Annotated in this window: 29 protein-coding genes and 1 riboswitch; of the genes, 5 read left to right on the top strand and 24 right to left on the bottom strand. The window is 46.0% G+C overall.

What is annotated here, in order from left to right; genetic code table 11:
- Positions 1-34 precede the first annotated feature (34 nt).
- From AC1MEO_RS15785 to AC1MEO_RS15725, 13 genes are all read right to left on the bottom strand, one after another.
- Complete coding sequence (locus tag AC1MEO_RS15785; RefSeq protein WP_480331997.1) at positions 35-592, bottom strand: sulfurtransferase TusA family protein; 558 nt, start codon at positions 590-592, stop codon at positions 35-37.
- A 41-nt stretch (positions 593-633) separates the two neighbouring features.
- The gene (locus AC1MEO_RS15780) at positions 634-930 is read right to left on the bottom strand and encodes a rhodanese-like domain-containing protein (protein ID WP_480331995.1); all 297 of its coding nucleotides are present in this window, start codon (positions 928-930) and stop codon (positions 634-636) included.
- A 13-nt stretch (positions 931-943) separates the two neighbouring features.
- Positions 944-1,309: a rhodanese-like domain-containing protein gene (locus AC1MEO_RS15775; RefSeq protein ID WP_480331993.1), complete on the bottom strand. Its 366-nt coding sequence runs from the start codon at positions 1,307-1,309 to the stop codon at positions 944-946.
- Between the two features lie 31 nt (positions 1,310-1,340).
- Positions 1,341-1,823 (bottom strand): DsrE/DsrF/DrsH-like family protein, encoded by a 483-nt coding sequence (locus AC1MEO_RS15770; RefSeq protein WP_142826842.1) that lies wholly within the window; start codon positions 1,821-1,823, stop codon positions 1,341-1,343.
- Between the two features lie 139 nt (positions 1,824-1,962).
- Entirely contained in the window at positions 1,963-2,223 is a 261-nt protein-coding gene (locus AC1MEO_RS15765; protein ID WP_191714934.1) for a metal-sensitive transcriptional regulator, read from the bottom strand.
- 147 nt (positions 2,224-2,370) lie between these two features.
- Positions 2,371-2,754 carry a DUF302 domain-containing protein gene (locus AC1MEO_RS15760; RefSeq protein ID WP_480331990.1) on the bottom strand — a complete coding sequence of 128 codons (384 nt, stop codon included), beginning with the start codon at positions 2,752-2,754 and terminating at the stop codon, positions 2,371-2,373.
- A 181-nt stretch (positions 2,755-2,935) separates the two neighbouring features.
- Complete coding sequence (locus AC1MEO_RS15755) at positions 2,936-4,321, bottom strand: SLC13 family permease (protein WP_480331988.1); 1,386 nt, start codon at positions 4,319-4,321, stop codon at positions 2,936-2,938.
- A gap of 12 nt (positions 4,322-4,333) precedes the next feature.
- Positions 4,334-5,833 (bottom strand): tripartite tricarboxylate transporter permease, encoded by a 1,500-nt coding sequence (locus tag AC1MEO_RS15750; RefSeq protein WP_480331986.1) that lies wholly within the window; start codon positions 5,831-5,833, stop codon positions 4,334-4,336.
- A 14-nt stretch (positions 5,834-5,847) separates the two neighbouring features.
- On the bottom strand, positions 5,848-6,306 hold the full coding sequence (locus AC1MEO_RS15745; RefSeq protein ID WP_480331984.1) for a tripartite tricarboxylate transporter TctB family protein: 459 nt from the start codon (positions 6,304-6,306) through the stop codon (positions 5,848-5,850).
- Between the two features lie 65 nt (positions 6,307-6,371).
- Entirely contained in the window at positions 6,372-7,382 is a 1,011-nt protein-coding gene (locus tag AC1MEO_RS15740; protein WP_480331982.1) for a tripartite tricarboxylate transporter substrate binding protein, read from the bottom strand.
- A 144-nt stretch (positions 7,383-7,526) separates the two neighbouring features.
- Complete coding sequence (locus AC1MEO_RS15735) at positions 7,527-8,201, bottom strand: response regulator (protein ID WP_480331980.1); 675 nt, start codon at positions 8,199-8,201, stop codon at positions 7,527-7,529.
- 18 nt (positions 8,202-8,219) lie between these two features.
- Positions 8,220-9,794, bottom strand: coding sequence for an ATP-binding protein (locus AC1MEO_RS15730; protein WP_480331978.1), 1,575 nt, complete (start codon positions 9,792-9,794; stop codon positions 8,220-8,222).
- A 133-nt stretch (positions 9,795-9,927) separates the two neighbouring features.
- Positions 9,928-10,377: an OsmC family protein gene (locus AC1MEO_RS15725; protein ID WP_480331976.1), complete on the bottom strand. Its 450-nt coding sequence runs from the start codon at positions 10,375-10,377 to the stop codon at positions 9,928-9,930.
- A 187-nt stretch (positions 10,378-10,564) separates the two neighbouring features.
- Between AC1MEO_RS15725 and AC1MEO_RS15720 the strand changes: the two genes are divergently transcribed.
- A complete protein-coding gene (locus AC1MEO_RS15720; RefSeq protein ID WP_480331974.1) occupies positions 10,565-11,128 on the top strand; it encodes an N-acetyltransferase family protein in 564 nt (187 codons plus the stop codon).
- Between the two features lie 85 nt (positions 11,129-11,213).
- Here AC1MEO_RS15720 and AC1MEO_RS15715 read toward each other — a convergent pair whose 3' ends face one another.
- The 4 genes from AC1MEO_RS15715 to AC1MEO_RS15700 all read right to left on the bottom strand — a co-directional run bounded on the left by AC1MEO_RS15715 (position 11,214) and on the right by AC1MEO_RS15700 (position 14,744).
- A complete protein-coding gene (locus AC1MEO_RS15715) occupies positions 11,214-12,044 on the bottom strand; it encodes a MetQ/NlpA family ABC transporter substrate-binding protein (RefSeq protein ID WP_480331972.1) in 831 nt (276 codons plus the stop codon).
- Between the two features lie 12 nt (positions 12,045-12,056).
- Positions 12,057-12,728, bottom strand: coding sequence for a methionine ABC transporter permease (locus tag AC1MEO_RS15710; protein WP_480331970.1), 672 nt, complete (start codon positions 12,726-12,728; stop codon positions 12,057-12,059).
- The gene (locus AC1MEO_RS15705; protein ID WP_480331968.1) at positions 12,718-13,731 is read right to left on the bottom strand and encodes a methionine ABC transporter ATP-binding protein; all 1,014 of its coding nucleotides are present in this window, start codon (positions 13,729-13,731) and stop codon (positions 12,718-12,720) included. The genes AC1MEO_RS15710 and AC1MEO_RS15705 overlap by 11 nt, the downstream gene beginning before the upstream one ends.
- A gap of 68 nt (positions 13,732-13,799) precedes the next feature.
- Positions 13,800-13,904: riboswitch (SAM riboswitch) on the bottom strand.
- Between the two features lie 51 nt (positions 13,905-13,955).
- Positions 13,956-14,744, bottom strand: a complete 789-nt coding sequence (locus AC1MEO_RS15700) for a carbon-nitrogen family hydrolase (protein ID WP_480331966.1) — start codon at positions 14,742-14,744, stop codon at positions 13,956-13,958.
- Positions 14,745-14,830: 86 nt separating this feature from the next.
- Between AC1MEO_RS15700 and AC1MEO_RS15695 the strand changes: the two genes are divergently transcribed.
- Complete coding sequence (locus tag AC1MEO_RS15695) at positions 14,831-15,994, top strand: aminotransferase class I/II-fold pyridoxal phosphate-dependent enzyme (protein ID WP_480331964.1); 1,164 nt, start codon at positions 14,831-14,833, stop codon at positions 15,992-15,994.
- Between the two features lie 72 nt (positions 15,995-16,066).
- Here AC1MEO_RS15695 and lepB read toward each other — a convergent pair whose 3' ends face one another.
- Positions 16,067-16,600 (bottom strand): signal peptidase I, encoded by a 534-nt coding sequence (gene lepB, locus AC1MEO_RS15690; RefSeq protein ID WP_480331962.1) that lies wholly within the window; start codon positions 16,598-16,600, stop codon positions 16,067-16,069.
- 283 nt (positions 16,601-16,883) lie between these two features.
- On the opposite strand from lepB, the gene AC1MEO_RS15685 reads away from it, so the two are divergent.
- Positions 16,884-17,903 (top strand): YecA family protein, encoded by a 1,020-nt coding sequence (locus AC1MEO_RS15685; protein ID WP_480331960.1) that lies wholly within the window; start codon positions 16,884-16,886, stop codon positions 17,901-17,903.
- Between the two features lie 68 nt (positions 17,904-17,971).
- Here AC1MEO_RS15685 and AC1MEO_RS15680 read toward each other — a convergent pair whose 3' ends face one another.
- A complete protein-coding gene (locus AC1MEO_RS15680) occupies positions 17,972-18,193 on the bottom strand; it encodes a hypothetical protein (RefSeq protein WP_480331958.1) in 222 nt (73 codons plus the stop codon).
- 316 nt (positions 18,194-18,509) lie between these two features.
- Here AC1MEO_RS15680 and AC1MEO_RS15675 point away from each other — a divergent pair, with 316 nt between their 5' ends.
- Positions 18,510-19,025, top strand: a complete 516-nt coding sequence (locus AC1MEO_RS15675) for a DUF421 domain-containing protein (protein ID WP_480331956.1) — start codon at positions 18,510-18,512, stop codon at positions 19,023-19,025.
- A gap of 51 nt (positions 19,026-19,076) precedes the next feature.
- On the opposite strand, the gene AC1MEO_RS15670 is transcribed toward AC1MEO_RS15675, so the two are convergent.
- Positions 19,077-19,553 (bottom strand): acyl-CoA thioesterase, encoded by a 477-nt coding sequence (locus AC1MEO_RS15670; protein ID WP_480331954.1) that lies wholly within the window; start codon positions 19,551-19,553, stop codon positions 19,077-19,079.
- A gap of 93 nt (positions 19,554-19,646) precedes the next feature.
- Between AC1MEO_RS15670 and AC1MEO_RS15665 the strand changes: the two genes are divergently transcribed.
- A complete protein-coding gene (locus tag AC1MEO_RS15665) occupies positions 19,647-20,450 on the top strand; it encodes an AAC(3) family N-acetyltransferase (protein WP_480331952.1) in 804 nt (267 codons plus the stop codon).
- Positions 20,451-20,491: 41 nt separating this feature from the next.
- Here the strand turns inward: AC1MEO_RS15665 and AC1MEO_RS15660 are convergent, their stop codons facing one another.
- From AC1MEO_RS15660 to adh, 4 genes are all read right to left on the bottom strand, one after another.
- On the bottom strand, positions 20,492-21,082 hold the full coding sequence (locus tag AC1MEO_RS15660) for a Fic/DOC family protein (protein WP_480331950.1): 591 nt from the start codon (positions 21,080-21,082) through the stop codon (positions 20,492-20,494).
- Entirely contained in the window at positions 21,075-21,263 is a 189-nt protein-coding gene (locus tag AC1MEO_RS15655; protein WP_480331948.1) for a hypothetical protein, read from the bottom strand. The genes AC1MEO_RS15660 and AC1MEO_RS15655 overlap by 8 nt, the downstream gene beginning before the upstream one ends.
- A 144-nt stretch (positions 21,264-21,407) precedes the next feature.
- Positions 21,408-21,770 (bottom strand): DUF779 domain-containing protein, encoded by a 363-nt coding sequence (locus tag AC1MEO_RS15650; RefSeq protein WP_480331946.1) that lies wholly within the window; start codon positions 21,768-21,770, stop codon positions 21,408-21,410.
- A gap of 53 nt (positions 21,771-21,823) precedes the next feature.
- Positions 21,824-23,344 (bottom strand): aldehyde dehydrogenase, encoded by a 1,521-nt coding sequence (gene adh, locus AC1MEO_RS15645; protein WP_480331944.1) that lies wholly within the window; start codon positions 23,342-23,344, stop codon positions 21,824-21,826.
- Positions 23,345-23,350: the final 6 nt, after the last annotated feature.

Genomic DNA, 23,350 nt, shown 5'->3' with positions numbered 1-23,350 from the left:
TTACCTCCAGGGGTATATATTTTTATAAAATTTTTTATTCTGTCTTCCCTGTCCAATCACTCATGCCAGGTACTACATTGTACAAGGTGCTAAATCCGTTTTTAGCCATCATATCTCCTGCAATGCCGCTTCTTCTGCCCGAATGGCAAATGATGTAGATTGCCTCTTCTTTGGACAACTCATCCATTCTTGTTTCAACTTCGCCTAAAGGGATATGGATTGCTCCAGGGATATGGGCTTCTTCGAATTCATCTTTTTCACGGACATCCAATACTGTCACGTTCTCAGCAGTTTCAACTTTCTGAGAGAAATCAGCCAGGGAAATTTCCGGTATGGTGATGGTTTCTTCAGGAGCTCCAGCTCCATCTTTACGAAGGAAATGGTGTAAAACGTCCCCTTCTGTTTCAGTTCCGATATATTGGTGGCCAGAACTCTTTGCCCAGGCTTGTAGATCAGCTGTTGAACCTTTATCTGTTGCCAGGATTTCCAATACTTTTCCTGAATCCATCGTTTTCATCATTTTTTTTGTTTTCACGATCGGCATCGGGCATGCCAGCCCTTTTGCATCTAATGTTAAGTCAATCTGTACCATTTAAGTTCCTCCTTGGAATTTTCCTGCTCTAAAGCAGGCGATTAGTTTGTTGTGCCATTCCAATCCAGCATTCCGCCATCCATATTGCTGACGGTGTATCCTTGATTTTCAAGGAACCGGGTAGCTTGTCCACTGCGTGCGCCGGAACGGCAAACCATGATATATTCTTTTGATTTATCGAGTTCATTCATTCGGAATTCCAATAGGCCTAAAGGAATATTGATGGCGCCTGGAATTTTTCCTGCTGCAACTTCATTGGTTTCCCGAACATCGATCAAGTTGATCGGCTGTTTGCTTTCGACTAATTCCTGAACTTGCTGGGTTGTCATTGTTTTCATTACAGATTCTCCTTTAAGCGCGGTAACTGCTCATACCGCCTCTGATATTTGTTATCTTGGCAAATCCATTTTTCTTCAATAATTGGCTGGCTCTGCTGCTGCGCATGCCGCTTTGGCAAATGACCAGGATTTCCTTTTCTTTTGACAATTCATTCATGCGCTTCGGCAATTCATTTAATGGGATATTCTTAAAGCCTTTAATATGGTTGCCTTTAAATTCCCCCGGGGTCCGGACATCGATATACTGTTTATCCTTCTTGCCGAGCTGTGTTTTCATTTCTTCTGTAGAAATCGATTCGATTCCTTTAGCCGGTGAAGTGAACCGGTAAGCTATCCAAAGAGCTGCCGCTCCAATCAGAACCCAGATGATCCATTCCATGCTGCACCTTTCCCTTCCGCTTTAACTGCGATTAAATGAATAGGTTGACGTTGCCGTCTTCCGCGTCTCCAAGATAAGCTGCAACTCCTGCATATTCGACTCCATCAAGCAATTCTTCTTTCTGCAATCCAAGAAGATCCATCGTCATCGTGCAGGCGATCATTTTTACGTCCTGCTCTTCTGCCATTTCAATTAACTGAGGCAAAGTTAGTGCGTTGTGCTTTTTCATGACTTGCTTAATCATTTTTGGTCCCATTCCGCCAAACTGCATATTCGATAAACCGAGTTTGTCTGCACCTCTTGGCATCATTTTCGCAAACATCGTTTCCAGACGCCCTTTTTTCAACGCTGGCGGATTTTCCTTCCGCAATGCGTTCAATCCCCAAAATGTATGGAAGATTGTCACTTCATGATCGTATGCCGCAGCACCGTTGGCAATAATGTAAGCTGCCATCACCTTGTCATAATCACCGCTGAATAATACGATCGTTGTTTTCTTTTGCTCTTGTGCCATTTTATTGCCTCCATTTTAAATTACCCATAGGGGTATATTTTTATTCAAAAAAAATAACGTTTTATAGTGGCGCCGCACTTCTTTCATACCCTATAGGGTATATTAAAGCATCTGTTTTTAAATGTCAAACAAAAAATTTCTATCTGCTTTTCACAAGCAAGTCTACAGCTTCTTTTACCATGCCTTCGGTGCTTTCACCTTTTTCGATGCTTTCGCGTACACACGTTTCCAGGTTATCACTGACGATAACGCCAATGGCACGATCAACTGCACTTCTTACCGCAGACAGCTGCATGACTACATCTCTACACTCTCCATCATTTTCAACCATTTTGATGACACCGCGAAGCTGGCCTTCTATTCTTTTCAATCGATTTTCAACAAGTTTGTCATACTTCATCTTCATTATGCCTCCTATAAATAATATAAGAATTTTTTGTTACCCTTATATTATACCCCCAAGGGTATTAAGTCAACACATTAGCTTGCGTTGGCCCCCATTCAGGAAACAGGCTGATTTCATAGTCCAGAAACTTTCGATAGCAGCTTATGCAGACTGGTCGATGCACTTGATCAAGCGCTCTTCAATGTCTTCAGCAATGGATTTGATGTTTTGGTCTTCCACCATGCTGATCAATGCAGTAGGCTTCGGCATTCCGATCTTCACACTATCGCTTTCCTTGTAGACAACAATTTTGCATGGCAGGAAATAGCCGATCATCAAGTTTTCCGATAATACGCGGTTTGCTTCTTTCGGGTTGCAGACTTCTAAAATGGTGTAGGGGGTATCGAAATCTTCACCTTTTTCCTGCAGTTTTGCAGTTAAGTCGAAATTCCATAAGACACCGAATTTCTCCGCCTTTAAATTTTCTTCTAATGCCTCTACGGCTTCACTCACTGTTTTGGATGTATTGACTGTGTAATTAAACATACTATTATTCCTCCTCTTATTTTTTAGCTCTATAAGTACCCTACCCGGTATATACCGGCGTAAACATTCGAGAGGAATGCGCCTTAACCAAAAACCTCCATCCTATAGAGATGAAGGTGATTGAAGAAACTTGGTTTTCCGGTCTACTATTCCGTCTGCAATTCGATTTCAGCGAATTGATCTATTGCCAAACGAAGACGGCCCAAGTAATCGCTATGGCAGTAACAACAAAACTCGAATATCCACCGATAATCAGCTGTTCCTTTAAAGTGAAGGCATTTTTTTGAAAAGCAAGAAATGTGGTGGGCGAGTGTATTGGCAAAATTGTCACTCCGCCGATAATCATAATGACTAAAAAAGCAGAAGACACAACAGACAGATCCAGAATATCTGCGTAGTTTATTATGATAGGAAAAATAATGATCATTGAAGTGGAAGGAACAACAAACAGGAAGCGCAGGACAAAGATAAAGCAGGCAATATAGACGATATTCCCAAAGTCACCCAGTCCATCCGGCAGCAAACCCATCAACTGTTCAGCCAATACCAAGGCAGTCCCGCTCTCTTCAATTATGTACCCTAACGAAAACGATGAGCCGAGAAGCAGAAAAGTTTCCCAATCATAGTCCCTTACTGTTTTATTCGTTATCAGCCCATTCACCGGCATCGCATAGTAGCCGACCAGTAGAAGCGGCGCCAGAACCAATGGCACCTGCTGATGATCTAAGACAATCCAACTGGCGATCATGGCGACAAAAGGCAGCATAACCCACCAAAACCTTGGCGGGAGTGCACCATCTTCCATTGCAGGCAGTTGCGGATCAGCTGCAGCTAACGGAGCGCTGTTCCGCTTAAAGTAAAACCAGACCCCAAAGCTTACAAGCAGCATCGCCAGCCATAAAGGAGGGGCAATGCGCAAAAACCACCCAAGCCACGAAATTTCGATGCCGCCAAAATCCTTCAACAATTGAGCCGCCAGTATCGGAAATCCGCCGCCTGTAAATACAATCATCGTCGCATTCTGATTGAGCATACCAATCACATACATACAATATTTGCGGAACAGGCTTTCCGGGCCAAAACCAAAACGGCCATTTACTTGTTCAATAATCGGTTCGAGTATACGAAACCGTGCTACTGCTGACGGCAGAAGGATAGGCATAAATACAATCAGCAGAGGCAGACCGAGTAAAATTGCCCGGATTCCGCCTCTGCTGAATTTTATGATGATATGGGCAAATACCCGGTCCACTCCCGCCTTCACTAAAGCGGCGGAAATGAGGGACAGTACCAAGATAAAGTAGAGAGCATTCGATAGGAAGCCCTTGAACGCTTCTTCCGGCTCTTCTGCTATACCGAACAGCAGCATCAATCCAATCAATACCAGACTTGATGCCGCCAAAGGCAATGGGCTGAGTGTCCAGAAATAAATCGCGATCCCGAGCAGCAGGAGTGTGGCTTGCTGCTGAAGTGAATAGGCAGCTCCGATATCTGTATAAAAGAGGCCGAACGCGGCTAAACCCAGCAGCAACAGGGTCAGCCATGGCCGAAGTCCAGAAAAACCCATCTGATCTCCTCCTTACATTTTGGCCAGTTTGCGGCGGCTTCTCCATTTCAGAAGACCCGGTATGACAAGCGACAAGAAGGCGATGAAAATCAATGACAAAGGCAAGGGACTATTGACAAAAATCGCTAAACTGCCATTTGAAATCGTCATGGACTGTCTGAATGCCTGTTCCATCATGCCGCCCAGGATGAACGCCAGGATAAATGGCGGAGCTGGAAACGAAAAGACCCGCATAGCAAAACCCAATGCCCCAAAAACAAGCAGCATATAAAGATCAAACACATTAAAGCTGATTGAGTAGACGCCGATTAAGCTGAACATGATGACCAATGAAATCAATAACGGTCTCGGAATACTGAGGATTTTAGCCAGATATGGAATAAGCGGCAAGTTCAGGATCAACAGAAAAATATTCCCTAAGTACATACTTGCGATGATTCCCCAGAAGATTTCAGGGCGATCCGTCATCAGAAGCGGCCCCGGCTGAACGCCCAGCACCAGAAATGCTCCCAGCATGACGGCGGTTGTCCCTGAACCTGGAATACCAAGGCTCAGCAACGGCACAAACGCGCCGCTTGTTGCTGCGTTATTGGAACTTTCGGGAGCAGCTAATCCTTTGATGGACCCCTTCCCAAATTCCTCGGGATTTTTCGAAATCCGTTTTTCAAAAATGTAGCTGATGAACGATGCGATGGTTGCACCTGCCCCAGGCAATACACCCAGGATAAAGCCGACAAATGATTGGCGCGTCATCGGACCGCTCATCTCTTTCAAATCTGCACGTGTAACTTTCAGGCTTCCAAGCTTCTGGTCATCACTCAAACTGCGGTTTTTCCGGTTGAGGACCAACATACATACTTCTGCGATGGCGAATAGGCCAAGGGCGATAATCAAAAAGTCAAACCCATCGTATAAGTTTACATTCCCGAAAGTGAACCGCTGTGTGCCGGTTTGTGGATCGATTCCGATCGTGACGACCATCACTCCGGCTACGGCAGATATCATGGCTTTTATAGTAGAGCCTTCGGATAAACTTGAGATTGCGGTCAGGCCCATCAACATCAAAGCAAAATAAGCAGGTGGCCCAAAAGAAATCGCCACACTGGATAAAGCAGGCGCCAACAGCATCAGCATGATGACCGATACCGTTCCGCCAAAGAAGGAAGCGATCGCTGCGATAGCCAGCGCTTTTCCGGCTTTGCCTTGCTGGGCCATTGGATAGCCATCAAAAGCAGTCGCAACAGTTCCCGAGATCCCTGGAGCATTCAACAGGATCGAAGAAGTCGATCCACCGAATACCGCACCATAATACACACCAGCCATCATTACCAATGCCGGTGCCGGATCCATTCCGTACGTGATGGGGATCATTATTGCGATGGCGCTGATCGGCCCCAGCCCAGGCATCATCCCGATCAGTGTTCCTACGATGACACCGATTAAAACAAACAAGATGCCTTCCCAGCTTAAAGCGACCTGGAAACCTGTTATCATTCCATCAAAAGCATTCATAAAATCCACACCCCCTATATTGGTAAAATGCCTCTAGGCAGCGAGATTCCTAATGCAAAAACAAAAATCGCGTACATGCCTAGAGGAAATAAAATTGAAATGATGATATTTGTCTTCCATTTGGTATAACCCAAAAACCAGGAACTGAAAAAAATGAATACTGTCGTCATGATGATGAAACCGATTGCTTCAAATAATAAAATATAAAGAAAAATCATAGCGAAAACAGCCAACAACACCAATAACTCTTTTTTAGGGATATTGCGTTTCTCTTTTTCCGCTTCCGTTTCAATGGCTTTAGAAAAAAACAGCGCGGCAGACAGAATGAGCATCAACACGCCGAGGCCTTTAGGTATAACGTCTGCATCTATCGGTGCATACGGGTAATTCGGCAGTTGAAAGCTTAAGAACAAGTAAATGGCCGCGATGATAAATAGCAAAAGACCGATTCGTTGATTGATTGTCGACAGCATATGGAACGCCTCCTTCAGACTGAAAAGAGAGAAACCGAATAGTCGCTATTCGGTTTCTGCATCTTTTAGTTTCCTAAACCAATTTCTTCTAATAATGTTTCAATTTCTTTATACTCAGCATTCAGGAACTCTTCATATTCTTGTGAACTTAAGAACATTTCGTTCCATCCATATTTCTTGCGCACTTCAGCAAACTCTTCAGACTCACTCAATTCCTTGAATTTCGCTTCATAAAATTCTACTGCCGCTGGGTCCATGTTTGGCGGCCCGAAGAATCCGCGCCAATTGATGAAGCTTTCATCAATTCCTTGTTCAATAGCGGTAGGGAAATCCGAAAGAATCTCACCTTCCAAACGTTCTTCAGCTGTTATGCCGAGGATTTTGATGTTTTCGGCACGCACTTGTTCTACCACTTCACCCACACCTGTAGAAAATACATCCACTGATCCGTTCAGAACTGAAGTCAATGCACCGCCATCTTGATCGGATACATATTTAATCGTTTTCGGGTCGACCCCTGCCGCTTTTGCGATGCGGACGAATTGCATGTGGTCCATGCTTCCCGGTGCGGATGTCCCTACAACCGTCACACTCTCAGGATCTTCTTTCAGCTGATCGAACATGTCATTGAGGTCATCCCACTCGCTGTCTGCGCTTACTGCAAAGGCACCGTAATCCGCAATCATGTTGGCTAATGGCGTGAAATCTTCATGCCCAAACTCGGACTGTCCATTTAAAGGAACGAACATCAATGGCGGTGATGCCACGAATAGATTATAAGGGCTGTCGTCTTGTCCATGAATGTAAGCCCAGGCGATTGCGCCGCCGCCGCCTTCTTTATTGACCACTGTCATGTTCTCTTCAATGATTCCAGTTTCACCAAAGACCCTGGCCACTTCTCGTGCCGTTGTATCCCAGCCGCCGCCAGCTCCAGCAGGTGCCACCATTTCAATATTTTGTGAAGGTTCAAATGCCCCACCTTCACCTGTTCCTTCGTTTGCGGATTCTTCTGAGCCGCATCCAGCGAACACCAATGCGCTGGCAGCTAAAATCGTTGTAAACATTGTCTTTTTCATTTGACTTCCTCCTTGTGTTTTTCAATTAAACTGAGTATAACTTCGAATTTTCAGAATGTAACCGTTTGCAAAATAAGGTTTATAAAGAGTTTAAAATCTTTTTTGTTCATAAAGTTCACACAAAAAAAAACTGATTTATAAGCATCAGTCTTTTTTCATATAGTAATGGCGCTCTGGCCTTCCAACAATTCCATAGGCCAATTCGGCATAACATTCATCAATGGCTACAAGATGTTCTAAATACCGGCGCGCCGTCGTTCGCGATGCCCCCATCTGGTCGCCCATCTTTTCAGCAGTGATTCCAGCCGTTCGTCCAGCTAGTACATCCCTTACCTTCTGCAAGGTCAGCGGATCGATTCCCTTTGCTCCGATGGCTGGCTTTTGGACCAGCTCAAGACCAAAGAAATCATCCAGAAAATGCTGATCAATGTCGCTGGTGTTTTGCAGCATCTTTTTATTTTCCATGTATTTAATGATTGTGGAAACAAATCTTTCCAATGTTGCCGGCTTGATGATGATGCCTTTTACACCTTTGCGGATAGCCGATTCAACATATGCCTTATCATTTTCAGCGGATACCAGGATGATGTCGGTGTGGGGGCTCACTGCACGGATATCATCAATCAAATCGATGCCCAGGCCATCCGGCATATAATTGTCCAAAATAACCAAATCGACTTTATGTTTCTTTACCGCTTCTAAGGTTGCTTGGCAGTCTGCTGCTTTCCCAAGTATATTCACATCGGGAATTTGCTGCAGAAATTGCTCATGGATATTCGCCACGCGAAAATCATCTTCAGCAATATATACATCGATCATTCATTTCTCCCCACTTTCCTATTTCGGCAAAAAGACCGTAAAGACGGTGCCCCTCCCCAATTCTGAATCGACTTCTATCGTCCCCTTCAATTCTTCGACGGCTTGCTTCACGATTGCCAGCCCATAGCCTCTGTCTTTTTTCCCGAGCTTTGTGGAAAATCCCAGTTTGAATAACTCTTCCATATGATTTGAGTGTATGCCACGGCCCGTATCTTCCACTTCGATGACCAGGTCATGGCCCAGATCGGTGACAAAAAAGGAAACCTCTTTCGTAGGCTGCAGAGCTACTTCTTCAATTGCATTATCTATCAGGTTCCCCAAAATATGAATAAGCTTGGCAATATCGAAGTGTTCCGGGAGGGCCTCCAATGAACTGTTTTCATCAATGATCAGCTTGACTTTATTTTCAGACGCCTTGCCCATTTTGCCAAGCAGAATCGCCTGAACTTTTTTATCCTGAATATGGGTTAGCATAGCCTTTGTTTGGTTTTCATGAATTCGGGTTTCCTGTTGGATCAAGTCGATGGCCGCTTCTTTTTGCCCGAGCTGCAGCAATCCTGAGATAGCATACAATTTATTGGAATATTCATGGGTCTGAGCCCGCAGCCCCTCTGAATACTGCTGGATTTCCGACAAAGTCTCCAACACTTCCTGAATGTCCGTTTTCTCACGGAACGTAGACACCACACCCACAATTTGGCCTTCATGCAGGATTTGTGTCCGGTTGATGATCAGGACTTTATCACCAACCAGCATTTCCTCGTTGCGGATGGTTCTTTCGGATTTCAGTGCTTCTTTCATTTTTGACTGCGGGATGACCTCAGCAATATCAAAATTAATCGAGGTTTGCGTCAACCCGAGCATCCTTTCTGCAGATTGATTGATTTCTGTGATTTTCCCTTGGCTGTCAATGGCGACCACCCCTTCAACAATTGAAGAAAGCAAAGCTTCACGGTCCCGGTACATCGCCGCTATTTCACGCGGCTCCAGCCCCATCGTTTCCTTCCGGATATTCCGGGCAAGCAGGATGCTGCCGATAATTCCGATTGCCAAAGCCAGCAAGACAAACTGCAGCAGTTCTAAAATTTTCCCAATAATAATCTGTTGGATATCTTCCATCAAATAACCAACCGAAACTAGTCCCACCACATTGCCGTTGCCATCGAAAATCGGAGCTTTCCCCCTTAAGCTCGGCCCCAATGAACCCTGTGCTTCAGACGTATAGAATTCGGCCTTTGCCAATGCGCGATCGTTGTCGCCTCCTATCATCGGTTTACCGATTCGTGAAGGATTGGGGTGGGAATACCGAATTCCAGCACGATTGCCGACCACGATAAATTCTGCACCGACTTGCTTCCTCATATACTCAGCTAAAGGCTGGATGATATCTTCCGGATTTTCATCGTCCATCGCTTCCACAATGCTCGGCATCACTGAAATGCCGATCGCTGTTTCCAATGCGCGCGTGCCGACATTTTCTTTGGTTTCACCGATTTCGTTATAGATGACAATTCCGCCAAAAACAATGGTGACAAATAGGAGGAGTGACATGCTCAATAAAATAATTTTTGCTTGAAGTGATAGATTCCGCATAGTTGATACCCCTATAAAACACTGATTTTTTAATATTTAGAGTTTATCACATTTCCTGCAAAGAAAAATCCATGCAACTACGGCTCCATCAAAAAAAGCCTTCATCTTTACTGGATGAAGGCCTTCATGAAATCTATTTTCCTATTCTAATATCCGCCTGCAATTCAATTTCCACATTGCCTTTGAGTGCACGCGTGATCATGCAGGAGCTTTCGGCTTTTTCCGCCAGCTTCTGTGCCAATGCCAAATCCTTTTCGGAAGCATCGGCTTTCAGGACCACTTGTGGCTTATGGATGATGCGTTTATAAGTGATCACGCCTTTTTCCACTTCCACAATGCCTTCCGATTCCATAGTCAGGGATTGCTTTTCCAATTTGCTGCGTTCCATCATAGCCGCGAGCGTAATGATATAACAGGTAGCCGCAGCGCCAAGCAGCATTTCATCGGGATTCGTGCCGATCCCCGGTCCATCCATTTCTGGCGGAATTGAAATTTTAGTTGTTAAACCGCCGACTTCCATGTCCCCCACATCATTGCGGAGGCCGGGCCAATCCGCCTTTAAATGAAAACTATGCAATGCCATATCCATTCTCTCCTTTGTATACTCATTTTTTGTAGTTCCATCCATTTTGGTTAATGATGGATAAGGAAGATGCCTATATAACAGAGGAAGCATGGTATGTAGACAATACTCTTCTGTTCAATAATATTTACTTCTTTCATTATTTCAGTCACAGTAGAATTAACGCAAGCAATAGGAGGAACATCCAATGAATGTCATTATACGACAAGCGCGTCCGGAAGACGCAGAAAAAATAGCACCGCTCATCATCAATGCCATCGGCAACATCGCCAACCATATGACGGCGCAAAAAGAGCCGGCAGCGGTACTGGAAAAAGTGGCAGATATGATCCGCGGTGAGCATACGCGCCATAGCCACCGATATACTTACACAGCTCTAGTAAATGGAGAGATTGCCGGCGCGTTGGTGCTGTATCACGGCAATCAAGCCGAAGCCCTGGATCGCTTCTTGATCGAACAGCTCCAAAAGCAAGGCCACGAGCGGACAATCGAACCCGAAGCCCATCTGGATGAATGGTATATCGATACCGTCTCAGTCGATCCCGCCTGCCAGGGGCAAGGAATCGGCTCCAAGTTATTCGAATTTGCAGAAGAACGGGTTCTTTCTCAAGGAGGCGGCAAGCTCTCGCTGAACGTTGATATCGATAAAGAGGGAGCGATTCGCTTATACAAACGCCTCGGCTATTCCATTTCCGAACCCTGGACCATCATCGGTGAACCTTTCCACCACATGGTCAAGCTAGTTTCCTGAAAGCACTATTTGATGGTGAAGCCTTTTTAATATAGACAAAAGCCGCTCCAGATTTTCTCGGGAGCGGCTTTCTGTCTAGGAACTGTTATTCGGCCATCCATTCCGGCTTGCCGAATCCTTCAAATTCCGCATCAATTACAGCTTCAAATTCAGCAGATTCCACAATTTCCACTAAGTCAGCAGCCAATTCACTGTCTTCATTTTCAGCATTGACCGCCACAACATTGCGGTATTGCTCGGGCATGTTCTCAAGTGCCAACGCGTCAAGCAGATCCATCTCCGCAGCGATTGCAAAGTTTCCAGGTACTGCCGCTAAATCAGAGCCGTCCACTGCACGCGGCAACTGGCCCGCTTCAATTGGCTGGAACTCCAGGTTTTTCGTATTCGTTACGACATCTCTTTCCGAAGCCTGCAGAACTTCCGCTTCCGGATCCATTTCAACCAAGCCTTCATCCTGAAGCATCAAAAGGGCACGTGCACCATTTACCGGATCGTTCGGAATCGCGATGGTCGCTCCATCTTCCACTGCTTCCAATGAATCGTATTGGTTTGAATAGATGCCCATAGGCGCTGTCGGCACAGTGATCAATGCAGAAAGGTCCATGCTGTTCTCTTTTTCGAAGTTTTCCAGGTAAATCGTGTGCTGAAACAGGTTGGCATCGATATCTCCGCCATCAAGCGCTACGTTCGGCTGAATGTAATCGCTGAATTCCACCAGTTCCACTGTATAGCCTTTTTCCTCCAGGCCAGGTACGATTGCCTTGCTCAGCATGTCGCTGTATGGTCCTGCGGTTGCCCCTAATTTAATCTCTTTCGAAGCTTCTTCTGTCGTTCCTGCAGAGTCGCTTTCTTCTCCGCCGCCGCATGCTGCCAAAACCAATGCACTCGCTGCCAATACTAATCCTAATTTTTTCATGTCATTCTCCCCTTATCGTTTATCGATGGCTTTCGCTGTGTAATCTCCTGCCTGTTGAATCAATTGGACCAGCACAATCAAAATGACGACTGTGACAACCATAATGGTATTGTCGTACCGGTAATAACCGAAGCGGATGGCTAAATCTCCAATGCCTCCGCCTCCCACAACGCCAGCCATGGCCGAATAGGCAACCAGGCTGATGATGGTCAATGTAACACCCTGGATAATGCTCGCTTTCGCTTCAGGAAGCAGAACATCTTTAATGATCATCCACGGTGTAGCGCCCACTGCAATCGCTGCTTCGATGACTCCTTTGTCGATTTCACGGAGTGAGTTTTCCACAATCCGTGCGAAAAAAGGAATCGCTGCAACCGATAAAGAAACACTTGCCGCAATCGGACCGATTGTCGTTCCTGTAATGAATTTCGTCAATGGGATGAGTGCCACCAATAGAATGATAAATGGAATGGAACGCACGATGTTGACAACAAAACCGACCACCGCATTGACCGGCCGATTTTCGAGGAACAAGCCGCGGTCTGTAATGAATAACAGGATCCCCAATGGCAGGCCAACAATCAGCGCCACACCCAATGAAATGCCGATCATCGTCAATGTCTGAAAAAAAGCAGTCTGTATTTCCGGCCACAATTCAATAATCCGTCCCCATTCAATGCCCATTCGGAATCACCTCCACAATTGCTGATCTGCTTTCCATATACTTTAATGCGTCCATAACCGCGGTAGAAGCACCTTTCAACTCCATGATGAAAATGCCAAGAGGCTGTTCCTGAATATACTCAATCGCTCCATGCAAAAAGTTTCCTTTGACCGGATAATTCTGCAGCATATCGGAAATCACACCTTCTCCAGCCACACCGCCTTTGAACAGCACCTTCACCAGCGTACCCGTAAATTCGCTCAGGATATGCTCTGGAACATTGAACGATACAACACTGGAAATGAATTCCTTGGTCAATTCTTTTTGGGGATCGGCAAAAATATCATAGACCTGCCCTTCTTCGATGACGCGTCCCCCTTGCATGACGGCCATGCGGTCACAGATTTCCTTGACGACATTCATTTCATGCGTGATGAGGACAATGGTGATATTCAATTTACGGTTGATGTCTTTCAATAGACGCAAAATGGACAACGTCGTATTGGGATCAAGTGCAGATGTGGCTTCATCGCACAGCAGCACGGCCGGATTGTTCGCCAGTGCCCGCGCAATGCCGACGCGCTGCTTTTGGCCACCGCTCAACTGTGCCGGATAAACATCCCGCTTGTCAGATAAGCCGACCATTTCCAGCAGCTCTTCTACACGGCTTTTGATGCTTTTGGGTGGTGTTCCTGCTGCGCGAAGTGCAAAAGCGATATTGTCGTAAACTGTCTTTTGGCTGATCAGATAAAAATGCTGGAAAATCATGCCGATCTTCAAACGGGCTTTTCGCAGCTGGTCTCCATTCAGTTGGGTCAGATCTTTGCCATCTACTGTAACGCTGCCAGAGGTCGGCCGTTCCAGCAGGTTAATGCATCGGATCAAGGAACTTTTTCCGGCACCGGAATAGCCGACAATGCCAAAAATTTCGCCTTTGCCAATTTCCAGTGAAACATTGTCCACTCCGGTGACTGTGCCATGCTTAGTTGTGTAAGTCTTCGTCAATTTCTCAATCTGGATCATAGCGTCCTCCCGGCAATAAAAAGATGCCTCTTTCATCAAGAAAGAGGCATCGAAAATTTTAAGTTCTCGACTTATCTTCCGGAACGTTTTCACATTCCGCAGGACTTGGCACCTTCCCAGTCGGGGGTTGCCGGACGTCATAGGGCCTACCCCTCGGTCTCTCTTGATAAGTTTACGTTATTTGATTGAATTTTATGTTACAGACATTCGTGCAGAGTGTCAATCTACTTTTTGAACTTTTCATACAATTTCTCACGGCGGTCTTCAAAAACCGGAATCCGCTTCCGGACTTCCTCCACTTCAGCCAAATCGATATCGACGTAAGCGACGCCTTCGTCTTTCTTCATGTCGAGGCGAACTTCTCCCCACGGTGCAATTGCCATCGTGCTGCCGCCGAATTCATTGTTCGGATCGCTGCCGATGCGGTTCACTGCCACAATAAAGCATTGGTTCTCGATCGCGCGCGCCTGCAACAGGATGCGCCAATGGTCAATTCGTGCTTCCGGCCATTCGGCTGATACAAAAATAAGTTTTGCCCCGTTTAGCGCCTGCGCGCGGATCCATTCAGGGAAACGGATATCATAGCAGATGACTCCGCCGTAAACGGTATTTTCCAACTCGAATGTGCCCAGTGATTCGCCTTCTTCAAGGTGGATATGCTCGTCCATCAAACCGAAGCGGTGCGCTTTATCATATTCTGAAACAAGCTTGCCGCTTTTATCGACGACATACATCGTGTTATAGAAACCACCCTTTTTTTTCGTTGAAACAGATCCGCCGACAATATTGACCTTGTGTTCTTTTGCAAAACTCTTCAGCAACTCCACGGTCCGGTTCGAGCTGTCTGCAAGTGTGCCCAGCTCCGTCAATGCGTATCCCGTATTCCACATTTCGGGCAGGACGATCGTTTCCGCTCCACCATCGGCTGCTTCTCTTAAATAGTCCATGACTCGCTGATAATTCAGTTCCGGCTCTCCAAAAGCGATATCCATCTGAACGCATGCAATTTTCATATGTTTCTCCTCCACTAGACAAGTTACCTTCAACTCTATAAGATTTGGGGTAGATGTGCAATTATTTCGAAAACAAGGAGAATTATATGGAATTTTCAAATCGCCTGCAAAACCTGCCTACCCAATTTTTTGCTTCATTGGTCGCTAAAACAAGTAAAGCCATCGCCGAAGGACGCGACGTCATCAACCTTGGCCAGGGCAATCCTGACCAGCCGACGCCCGACCATATCATCAAGGCACTGCAAACCGCAGCGGCTGATCCAAAAACACATAAGTATTCGCCGTTCCGCGGCATTGCTGAGCTGCGCCACGCTGCAGTGGATTTCTACAAACGCGAATACGGCGTGGACATCGACCCCGATCTTGAAGTCGCCATCCTGGCTGGAACAAAAATCGGGCTTGTTGAATTGCCATTGGCGCTGCTGAATCCCGGGGACCTGCTGCTTTTGCCGGACCCTGGCTATCCCGATTACCTGTCCGGGGCCCCACTCGCCGACATCGACTATGAGCTGATGCGGCTAGATCCTGAAAACGGCTATTTGCCGGATTATAGCAAGTTGCCCGAATCCGTCCGCTCAGGTGCCAAGCTGATGTATTTAAACTACCCGAACAACCCGACAGGCGCAGTGGCGAATGGAGACTTCTTTGATGAGACCGTCGCTTTTGCAAAAGACAACGGCATTGCCGTCGTCCATGATTTCGCTTATGGAGCTGTCGGCTTCGAAGGGAAAAAACCGGTGAGCTTCCTGCAATCCGAAGGCGCCAAAGAAGTCGGCATCGAGATGTATACTTTATCGAAAACCTATAATATGGCCGGCTGGCGCATTGGATTTGCGGTCGGACACTCAAAAATGATCGAAGCCCTGAACCTGATCCAGGATCATCTATTTGCCGGATTGTTCCCAGCTGTCCAAATGGCTGCCGCCGAAGCTTTAAGTGCGGATCAGCATTGCGTGGATAATTTAGTGGATCTCTACGAAAAACGCCGCAACGTCCTGGTCAAAGAGTGTGCGCGCATCGGATGGGAAATTGAAGCTCCACAAGGCTCCTTTTTTGCCTGGCTGCCGGTTCCAAAAGGCTTTACCAGTGTTGAATTTGCAGATTTCCTGCTTGAAAAAGCGGACATTTCAGTTGCTGCCGGCAGCGGATTCGGCGCTGGCGGAGAAGGATTTGTCCGTGTCGGATTATTGGTAGATGAAACCCGTATCACCGAAGCGATGGACCGCATCGATAAATTGAATTTATTTTAAACTGAAAAAAGACAGCTGCCCGGAAATGGGCAGCTGTCTTTTTTCGGTTTTGGACCGATAGAGCATTCACCGTCATTCCACAATCCCGATGTGGTCAAGTGGCGAAAGCCTGATTTTCACTTCCCCGATGATAGAGTCCTTGGAGATAAACCCTAGCACTCTGGAATCCATACTGTTTAAGCGGTTATCCCCTAATACATAATAGGATTCGGCAGGCACAGTAAATTCCTCAAAATCCTCCGTTAACCGAGGAAATCCCTGCTTTTCGGCTATTTTTCGGTTATCAGCCAGATAAGGCTCGGCCTTGGCTTTACCATTCACATATAATTGGTCATCTTCCATGGAAATGCGATCACCTGGCACGCCAATCACACGCTTGATGAAATTGGCTCCAGTCGGTGCGGCAAAGACGATCATATCAAAATTTTCTATTGTATAAACCTTAACCAGCATAACTTTGTCATCGTCTTCAAATGTCGGCATCATGGATTCGCCATGAACCTCTACCGGTTCAAACAGGAAATGCCGGGACACCAGCACAATAAGCACTGTCAAAAAAATGACCTGCATCCAGGAAATAGAAGCTTTTACCGGATCTTCATACACATTGTCCCCTCCTGCCCGCTCTTATTCTTTTTATATTATAATACGCTATCCGCTTTGTGCCTACTTTCGATAACCCGCTTTCTGCTAGTCATTCACAGAATGGGTAACAAGATCGTAATTGACAGGGCATAACCGGAAGACCTGCAAAGTTCCCCTCTTTTTTCGAGCCTTTTTTTGGACTGGATGAGCGATATCTCCATGAACTTTCAGCGTCTGAATCGTCAGACTTTTGAGCCCATCGCAATTATATGTTACACTCAATAAAAAATGTAGGTGATTAGGAATGGTAGGAAGAAATGATCCATGCCCATGTGGCAGCGGCAAAAAATACAAAAAATGTCACGGAAAACAGCAATCTGTATCCATTAATGATTTGGTGAATGAGGAACTGTTCAAAGTACGCCAGCAGTTCTTCTCGGAAAACCCGAATCAGGAGCAACTTGCCGAATTCCGTGAACTTCAACAAGCATGGCAGCCACGCTTAATGCAATCAATGGCTGAAAACGATGCACAGGCATTTGTAATTGAAAATTTCCTGTTCATGAAAAAACCAGAGCTATGGGAAGAATTCCTAGCAAAACAAATTGAGCTTTCGCAGCGCCCTTCAACTAAAGAAGTGCTGGAAAACTGGAAAGACGTGAAAGTATTCCTTGGCCAATATGTCAAAGGCGATACAGAAACGGCTCAGTTTACAGATATCTTTACTGGTGAAACGCTTGACATGGCAGATCAACCGCCAACTGACATGGAAAATGGACAAGGCTTGCTTGCAATCCTTCTTCCAGACTCCCGCATCGGAGATAAAGGCGTCCTGTTCCTCAACGGTTATTTGACCGTTGTTGGTGAGTTCAACCCATTCTTCGAGCAGTTGAAAGCACAAATCACTGCCGAAAATGCTTCACAGGATGAAAGCTATCTGCGTGACAATTACTTGACGGTCGTTGAACAAATCGTCAAGTATTCGACTGGCAGCGTAGAAGAAAGCATCCAGCTTTCTCCAGAACACGATTCTGTTATGGCGGAACTCGATAAGCATATCGAACAGGCTGATTTTGATGAAGAAACAGTCAGCAACATCACAAGCATCTTAAACAGCTATCTTGTCAGCCAGCAGCCAACTGTCCAAAAACCGGAAGCTCTTGTAGCCGGATATTGGAGATTCCTGCAGGATCATGAACTGGTTAAAGGCCCGATGTTATCCGCAAAAGACTTAAGCGAAAAATTCGGTGTGTCTTCAAGCACGATTTTGAAGCGTTCAAAAGAATTCAGCGCTTATTTCGAAGAATTATTGGCAAAAAAATAAACTTACCTCGGCCCGAGGAGATTTTCTCTCCTTGTGGCTGTTGAAACAGTAAAAAGGAGTAGCCGCGGCTACTCCTTTTTTGCGTTGTCTTTTCTGCGGAAAGTGATGAGAATGTACAAGAGAATTCCTGACACCGCCAGAAACAAATACAGACGGATAAAGTAAACGTGAAGCCATAAAACGTCGGTAACACCGAACAGCCAATTGGCCAATGTAAGGAAAGCTAAAAGGATGCCTACAGCAAAAATCAACAAACCCATATAACGGAGCAAGTTCAAGAAAGTTCCCATTTTCAATCGCCCCTAATCCAAATCAGATTATCCCTATTATTCCCTTTGCGAAAAAAATAAACCCAACTCAATAGTTAATCTCCGTATGAGGCGTTTGTTGATAACTATAGAGGAAAGCATGAATAGTACAAGAAAACTTCCTGAAAATTTGGGTTTACACTTAAAAATTTCCACATATTCATTCTTATACACATTTAATGCTCCATTTGTGTGTGTTATGTGGATAAGATGTTTGAATTTTGTTGATATTCGTGCATAAATAAAACTTATCAACATGTGGATAATTTTATTATTTTCGAACGAAAGGAGGAGTAAGATGTTTGAAATTACATTGGATAGTTTCATTCGAATCGTGACAGTTGGGTTTTTAGCCTATGTGGGACTGATTGTTTTCCTGCGCACCTCCGGTAAGCGTACGTTAACCAAATTAAACGCGTTTGACCTGGTAGTGACTGTAGCGTTAGGTTCGACATTGGCTACTGTCTTATTGAACAACAGCATCAGTCTGCTTGAAGGAATGACTGCATTTGCCTTATTGATATTCCTGCAGTACATATTCACTCTGCTGTCAGTTCATTCCGCTTGGTTCAACAATATCATTAAATCGGAACCCCGCCTGCTGTTTCTGGATGGACAATTTTTGAGAAGCTCCATGAAAAAAGAGCGGATCAAAGAAATTGAAATCCTCCAGGCTATCCGCAACACCGGCTTTGGGTCCACTGAAAAAGTGAAAGCGGTGGTCCTGGAAACTGATGGCAGCCTATCAGTTATAAGCAGTGAAACCGGCAATGCGTTAGCGAACGTGAAATCAAACACTGAAAAGCCCATTTAATAATTGACGCTATAAAAGGTGCATGGAATAGGATCCATGCACCTTTTGCTGTTATCTCGGTGTTTTCACACGCATTTTTCGGTGTTCACGTCTTGCGGGTGCTGATTCGAAAAAGAGCTTTTCACCTGCTGATTCCGGCAGAACAGCGGGTACCGGGGTCGGTTTGCCGTCGTCTCCCATAGCCACCATCGTTAAGAACGATTCTGTCGTCAGCTTTTCTTCACCTGTCTGCAGGTTCTGTGATTTTACCCGAACATAGACTTCCATAGAAGTCCGTCCGGTTGAAGTGACATTCGCTTCAAGCTCCAATACATCTCCGACTCTCGCTGAAGACAGGAAATCCACCGAATCGATGGAGGCGGTCACCACTACTTGGCGGCGTGCATGCTTCATTGCTGTAATTCCCGCAATCTCATCGATATAAGCCAGGACCTTGCCTCCAAAAATGGAATCCATATGATTGGTGTCCGGCGGGAGCACCAACTTTGTCTGAATTGTTCTTGATTCTTTCATCGGTCTTGCTTCCATTGCCATCATTCCTTTCTCTATTGCCTCGCCGACATTGGTTTCCCAAAACAGCAGGCTTTCCTTTATAATATAGTGAAATCGGAGGGATACTTTATGTCAGAGTTATTGAATATTTTAAACACACCCCAATTCCAGTCGAAAGAGACATTAAAGCATCAGCTTCGCCAACTTGGAATTTCTGCAGGAGACGCAGTGATGGTCCACTCTTCGCTAAAATCCATGGGATGGGTCGCTGGAGGCGCCCAAGCAGTCGTAGAAGCTTTAATGGAAACCATTACGGAAAAGGGCACATTAATCATGCCCGCCCAGTCTGCGGACAACTCAGACCCTATTTACTGGATGGAGCCGCCGGTTCCCGAAAACTGGCATCAGCCCATCCGTGAGCAGCTCCCTGCCTTCGATCCCCACTTAAGCGGATTGCGCGGCATGGGCAAAATTGCAGAATGCTTCCATCGCCATCCCGCGACTATCCGGAGCCCCCATCCCTCCCACTCCTTTATGGCATGGGGAAGCCAGGCAGCCCACTGGATGAGCGAACAGCCGATTGATGATTCCTTCGGCAAACAATCACCGCTCGCAAAAATGCTGCGGGGCAATGTGAAGATCCTGCTGATCGGTGTCGGCTTTGATTCGTGTACGGCTCTTCACTATGCCGAATTCGTACAGGAAAATCGGACCACTTCCCCCCAAGGAGCCGCAATCTTAAGGGATGGAAAACGCATTTGGCAGACCTATGAATGTGTGGAGATGGATTCAGACCGTTTTCCGGAAATCGCCAAAGCTTTTCCCGGAACTATTTCTGAAGGGCGGCTAGGCCAAGCCCAAACCCGCCTCGCGGAAATGAAACCCTTGGTCGAATTCGGAATCGGCTGGCTGCGCAAGCATCCCGCATCATAAAGCACAGAAAATGCCAGCGCTCTCCGAGCAGCTGGCATTTTTCATGGAATGATAATTTGATCCAACAGCCCTTCCAGACGATTGTTGTCTTTATTGAACGAATCGACAAACGCATTAATGATTTCTGCAGGTTCCAGAACCTTTTCCCAATCCAGCCGGCAGCCGGCATTCAGCATCAGCTGACGCGCAAATTCACGGATACTGCGCCCATTGCCTTCCCGGAAAGGATGAAGGGCATTCAATTCAGACAGAAAATAAGCAAGCCGTGAAATCAGCTGATCTCGCGGCAATTTCTTCAAGTAATTTTCTGCTTTCAATTCATTAAAAATTTTCAGCAGATGCCCCTCAATATGTTTCGGATGGGCAAAAGCAGATGAACCTTTGGAAATCATCTCTTTGCGCAGTTCTCCGGCAAACGGATAGACGTCCTGGAGCAGATATCGATGAATGGCTAAAAAAGCTTTCACATCCAAGGGATCTGCCGGTTTCTTAATCTGCAGTTCAGAAAGCCGGAGCAGAGAATAGACTTTCTCCAGCTCCTTCAACTTTTCGTCATCCTGTACATCAAACAGATTGATCAATACGTCGGTTCCGGGGTAGCAATACATCGAGGCATGCTGATATTTAGACATCGAACTTCTTTTTGATGGCCTGATGGAATTGTGCTTCCGTCCGTTCACCAGTCAATACGGACCGAACGAAGTTCTCATCCTCATTTGTCACATCAAACCCTTCCGTAACAAGAGAATGGGAGGCGCAGCAAATCGCGTGATTGGCTTGTTCATGGGAAACTCGGTTCACTAATTTCGTCAACTGGATGACCACCTTTCATGTTGAAATTATACCATTTTTCCAGTGCCGTTTCTATCGTCACCCCTTGATACAGAAAGGCTTTTAAAGAATTTCAATCATTTTTTGACAATCAAAAAAACCGGATGCCTGTGCATCCGGTCCAACTTAAATCTGTTGCTGCAATTCCCGTGACTCTTCTGGAGTGAACGTTCTGGAACGCGTCAAGAATCGCTTGCCTTCCACTCCCTCCAGAGAAAACATTCCGCCGCGTCCCGGCACGACGTCAATGATCAACTGTGTATGGCTCCAATATTCATATTGGTTTTTGTGCATATAGAACTTGCTGTCTCCGATGACCCCCATCAAAATATCCTGATCTCCGATGAACAGATCACCTTCCGGATAACACATCGGCGAACTGCCGTCACAGCAGCCTCCTGATTGATGGAACATGACCGGCCCGTGCTTTTCCTTCAGCATTTCAATCAATTCAATAGCAGCATCTGTCGCAATTACGCGTTCGACCATTGCTATCCCTACTTTCTGGTAGTCCTTAAAGTTTTAACTGCCTAGGCCCAGGATCAAAAGAAACCTTGCTTGTCTTCGCTGTAGCTGACCAGCATGTTTTTCGTCTGCTGGTAATGGTTGAGCATCATCAGATGGTTTTCACGGCCAAAGCCGGACATCTTGTATCCACCGAATGCAGCATGTGCCGGATACTGGTGGTAACAGTTCGTCCAAACGCGCCCTGCCTGGATGCCGCGGCCAAAACGGTAAGCCGTGTTGGTGTCTCGCGTCCAAATCCCTGCGCCCAATCCGTATAAGGTGTCATTTGCAAGTTCAAGCGCTTCTTCTTTCGTTTTGAAAGTTGTGACCGATACGACAGGACCGAAAATCTCTTCCTGGAAAATACGCATCTTGTTATGTCCCTCGAAGACTGTCGGCTGGATGTAGAAGCCTTCAGAATACTCTCCTTCCAGGTGGTTACGGTCACCGCCAGCAAGAACCTTAGCGCCTTCCTGTTTGCCGATATCCAAATAAGATTGGATTTTCTCCATCTGTTCCATGGAAGCCTGTGCCCCCATCATCGTTTCCGGATCAAGCGGATTGCCGGTTTTGATTGCTTCCACACGCTTTATTGCACGTTCCATAAACTCATCATAGATGTCTTCCTGAATCAGTACACGCGATGGGCATGTACAAACTTCCCCTTGATTCAAGGCGAACATGACAAATCCTTCAATCGCTTTATCAAGGAAAGCATCGTCCTGATCCATTACATCTTTGAAGAAGATATTTGGTGATTTCCCGCCCAATTCCAGTGTTACCGGAATCAGATTTTGAGCAGCGTATTGCATAATCATGCGCCCTGTAGTCGTTTCACCTGTAAACGCCACTTTATTGATCCGCGGATTGGAAGCAAGCGGCTTACCTGCTTCAAGCCCAAAACCGTTGACGATATTCAATACGCCAGGAGGCAGAATATCGCCGATCAGTTCAGCCAACACCAGAATACTTGCTGGAGTCTGTTCTGCTGGCTTCAAGACAACACAGTTTCCGGCAGCAAGAGCCGGAGCCAATTTCCAGACAGCCATTAAGATTGGAAAATTCCATGGAATGATCTGGCCGACAACCCCCAGCGGTTCGTGGAAATGATAGGCTACGGTATCGTTGTCAATTTGGCTCAGTGACCCTTCCTGTGCACGTATAGCCCCGGCAAAGTAACGGAAATGGTCGATTGCCAATGGCAGATCGGCATTCAATGTCTCGCGCACCGCTTTACCATTATCCCAAGTTTCAGCAACAGCCAGCATTTCCAGGTTCTGTTCCATACGGTCGGCGATTTTCAGCAGCGCATTCGAACGTTCAGTGACCGAGGTTTTTCCCCAGGCTTCTTTTGCCGCATGTGCTGCATCAAGCGCCAATTCCACGTCTTCAGCAGTTGAGCGTGCAATTTCCGTAAACTTCTTGCCGGTTACCGGCGAGACATTCTCAAAGTATTGTCCTTTGACCGGCGCTTTCCACTCTCCGTTTATAAAGTTCTCATACTTATCTTTAAACGTAATCTTTGAACCTTCTGTGTTTGGCATTGCATAGACCATTCCCAT

This window comes from Planococcus sp. BI3 (assembly GCF_056680115.1).
This window is presented reverse-complemented; position numbering and strand designations above follow the sequence as displayed.

Excerpts from the sequence above, each read along its gene's own strand:
- AC1MEO_RS15785 (WP_480331997.1), bottom strand. The coding sequence starts at position 592 with ATGGTACAGATTGACTTAACATTAGATGCAAAAGGGCTGGCATGCCCG.
- AC1MEO_RS15780 (WP_480331995.1), bottom strand. The coding sequence starts at position 930 with ATGAAAACAATGACAACCCAGCAAGTTCAGGAATTAGTCGAAAGCAAA.
- AC1MEO_RS15775 (WP_480331993.1), bottom strand. The coding sequence starts at position 1,309 with ATGGAATGGATCATCTGGGTTCTGATTGGAGCGGCAGCTCTTTGGATA.
- AC1MEO_RS15770 (WP_142826842.1), bottom strand. The coding sequence starts at position 1,823 with ATGGCACAAGAGCAAAAGAAAACAACGATCGTATTATTCAGCGGTGAT.
- AC1MEO_RS15765 (WP_191714934.1), bottom strand. The coding sequence starts at position 2,223 with ATGAAGTATGACAAACTTGTTGAAAATCGATTGAAAAGAATAGAAGGC.
- AC1MEO_RS15760 (WP_480331990.1), bottom strand. The coding sequence starts at position 2,754 with ATGTTTAATTACACAGTCAATACATCCAAAACAGTGAGTGAAGCCGTA.
- AC1MEO_RS15755 (WP_480331988.1), bottom strand. The coding sequence starts at position 4,321 with ATGGGTTTTTCTGGACTTCGGCCATGGCTGACCCTGTTGCTGCTGGGT.
- AC1MEO_RS15750 (WP_480331986.1), bottom strand. The coding sequence starts at position 5,833 with ATGAATGCTTTTGATGGAATGATAACAGGTTTCCAGGTCGCTTTAAGC.
- AC1MEO_RS15745 (WP_480331984.1), bottom strand. The coding sequence starts at position 6,306 with ATGCTGTCGACAATCAATCAACGAATCGGTCTTTTGCTATTTATCATC.
- AC1MEO_RS15740 (WP_480331982.1), bottom strand. The coding sequence starts at position 7,382 with ATGAAAAAGACAATGTTTACAACGATTTTAGCTGCCAGCGCATTGGTG.
- AC1MEO_RS15735 (WP_480331980.1), bottom strand. The coding sequence starts at position 8,201 with ATGATCGATGTATATATTGCTGAAGATGATTTTCGCGTGGCGAATATC.
- AC1MEO_RS15730 (WP_480331978.1), bottom strand. The coding sequence starts at position 9,794 with ATGCGGAATCTATCACTTCAAGCAAAAATTATTTTATTGAGCATGTCA.
- AC1MEO_RS15725 (WP_480331976.1), bottom strand. The coding sequence starts at position 10,377 with ATGGCATTGCATAGTTTTCATTTAAAGGCGGATTGGCCCGGCCTCCGC.
- AC1MEO_RS15720 (WP_480331974.1), top strand. The coding sequence starts at position 10,565 with ATGAATGTCATTATACGACAAGCGCGTCCGGAAGACGCAGAAAAAATA.
- AC1MEO_RS15715 (WP_480331972.1), bottom strand. The coding sequence starts at position 12,044 with ATGAAAAAATTAGGATTAGTATTGGCAGCGAGTGCATTGGTTTTGGCA.
- AC1MEO_RS15710 (WP_480331970.1), bottom strand. The coding sequence starts at position 12,728 with ATGGGCATTGAATGGGGACGGATTATTGAATTGTGGCCGGAAATACAG.
- AC1MEO_RS15705 (WP_480331968.1), bottom strand. The coding sequence starts at position 13,731 with ATGATCCAGATTGAGAAATTGACGAAGACTTACACAACTAAGCATGGC.
- AC1MEO_RS15700 (WP_480331966.1), bottom strand. The coding sequence starts at position 14,744 with ATGAAAATTGCATGCGTTCAGATGGATATCGCTTTTGGAGAGCCGGAA.
- AC1MEO_RS15695 (WP_480331964.1), top strand. The coding sequence starts at position 14,831 with ATGGAATTTTCAAATCGCCTGCAAAACCTGCCTACCCAATTTTTTGCT.
- AC1MEO_RS15685 (WP_480331960.1), top strand. The coding sequence starts at position 16,884 with ATGGTAGGAAGAAATGATCCATGCCCATGTGGCAGCGGCAAAAAATAC.
- AC1MEO_RS15680 (WP_480331958.1), bottom strand. The coding sequence starts at position 18,193 with ATGGGAACTTTCTTGAACTTGCTCCGTTATATGGGTTTGTTGATTTTT.
- AC1MEO_RS15675 (WP_480331956.1), top strand. The coding sequence starts at position 18,510 with ATGTTTGAAATTACATTGGATAGTTTCATTCGAATCGTGACAGTTGGG.
- AC1MEO_RS15670 (WP_480331954.1), bottom strand. The coding sequence starts at position 19,553 with ATGGAAGCAAGACCGATGAAAGAATCAAGAACAATTCAGACAAAGTTG.
- AC1MEO_RS15665 (WP_480331952.1), top strand. The coding sequence starts at position 19,647 with ATGTCAGAGTTATTGAATATTTTAAACACACCCCAATTCCAGTCGAAA.
- AC1MEO_RS15660 (WP_480331950.1), bottom strand. The coding sequence starts at position 21,082 with ATGTCTAAATATCAGCATGCCTCGATGTATTGCTACCCCGGAACCGAC.
- AC1MEO_RS15650 (WP_480331946.1), bottom strand. The coding sequence starts at position 21,770 with ATGGTCGAACGCGTAATTGCGACAGATGCTGCTATTGAATTGATTGAA.
- adh (WP_480331944.1), bottom strand. The coding sequence starts at position 23,344 with ATGGTCTATGCAATGCCAAACACAGAAGGTTCAAAGATTACGTTTAAA.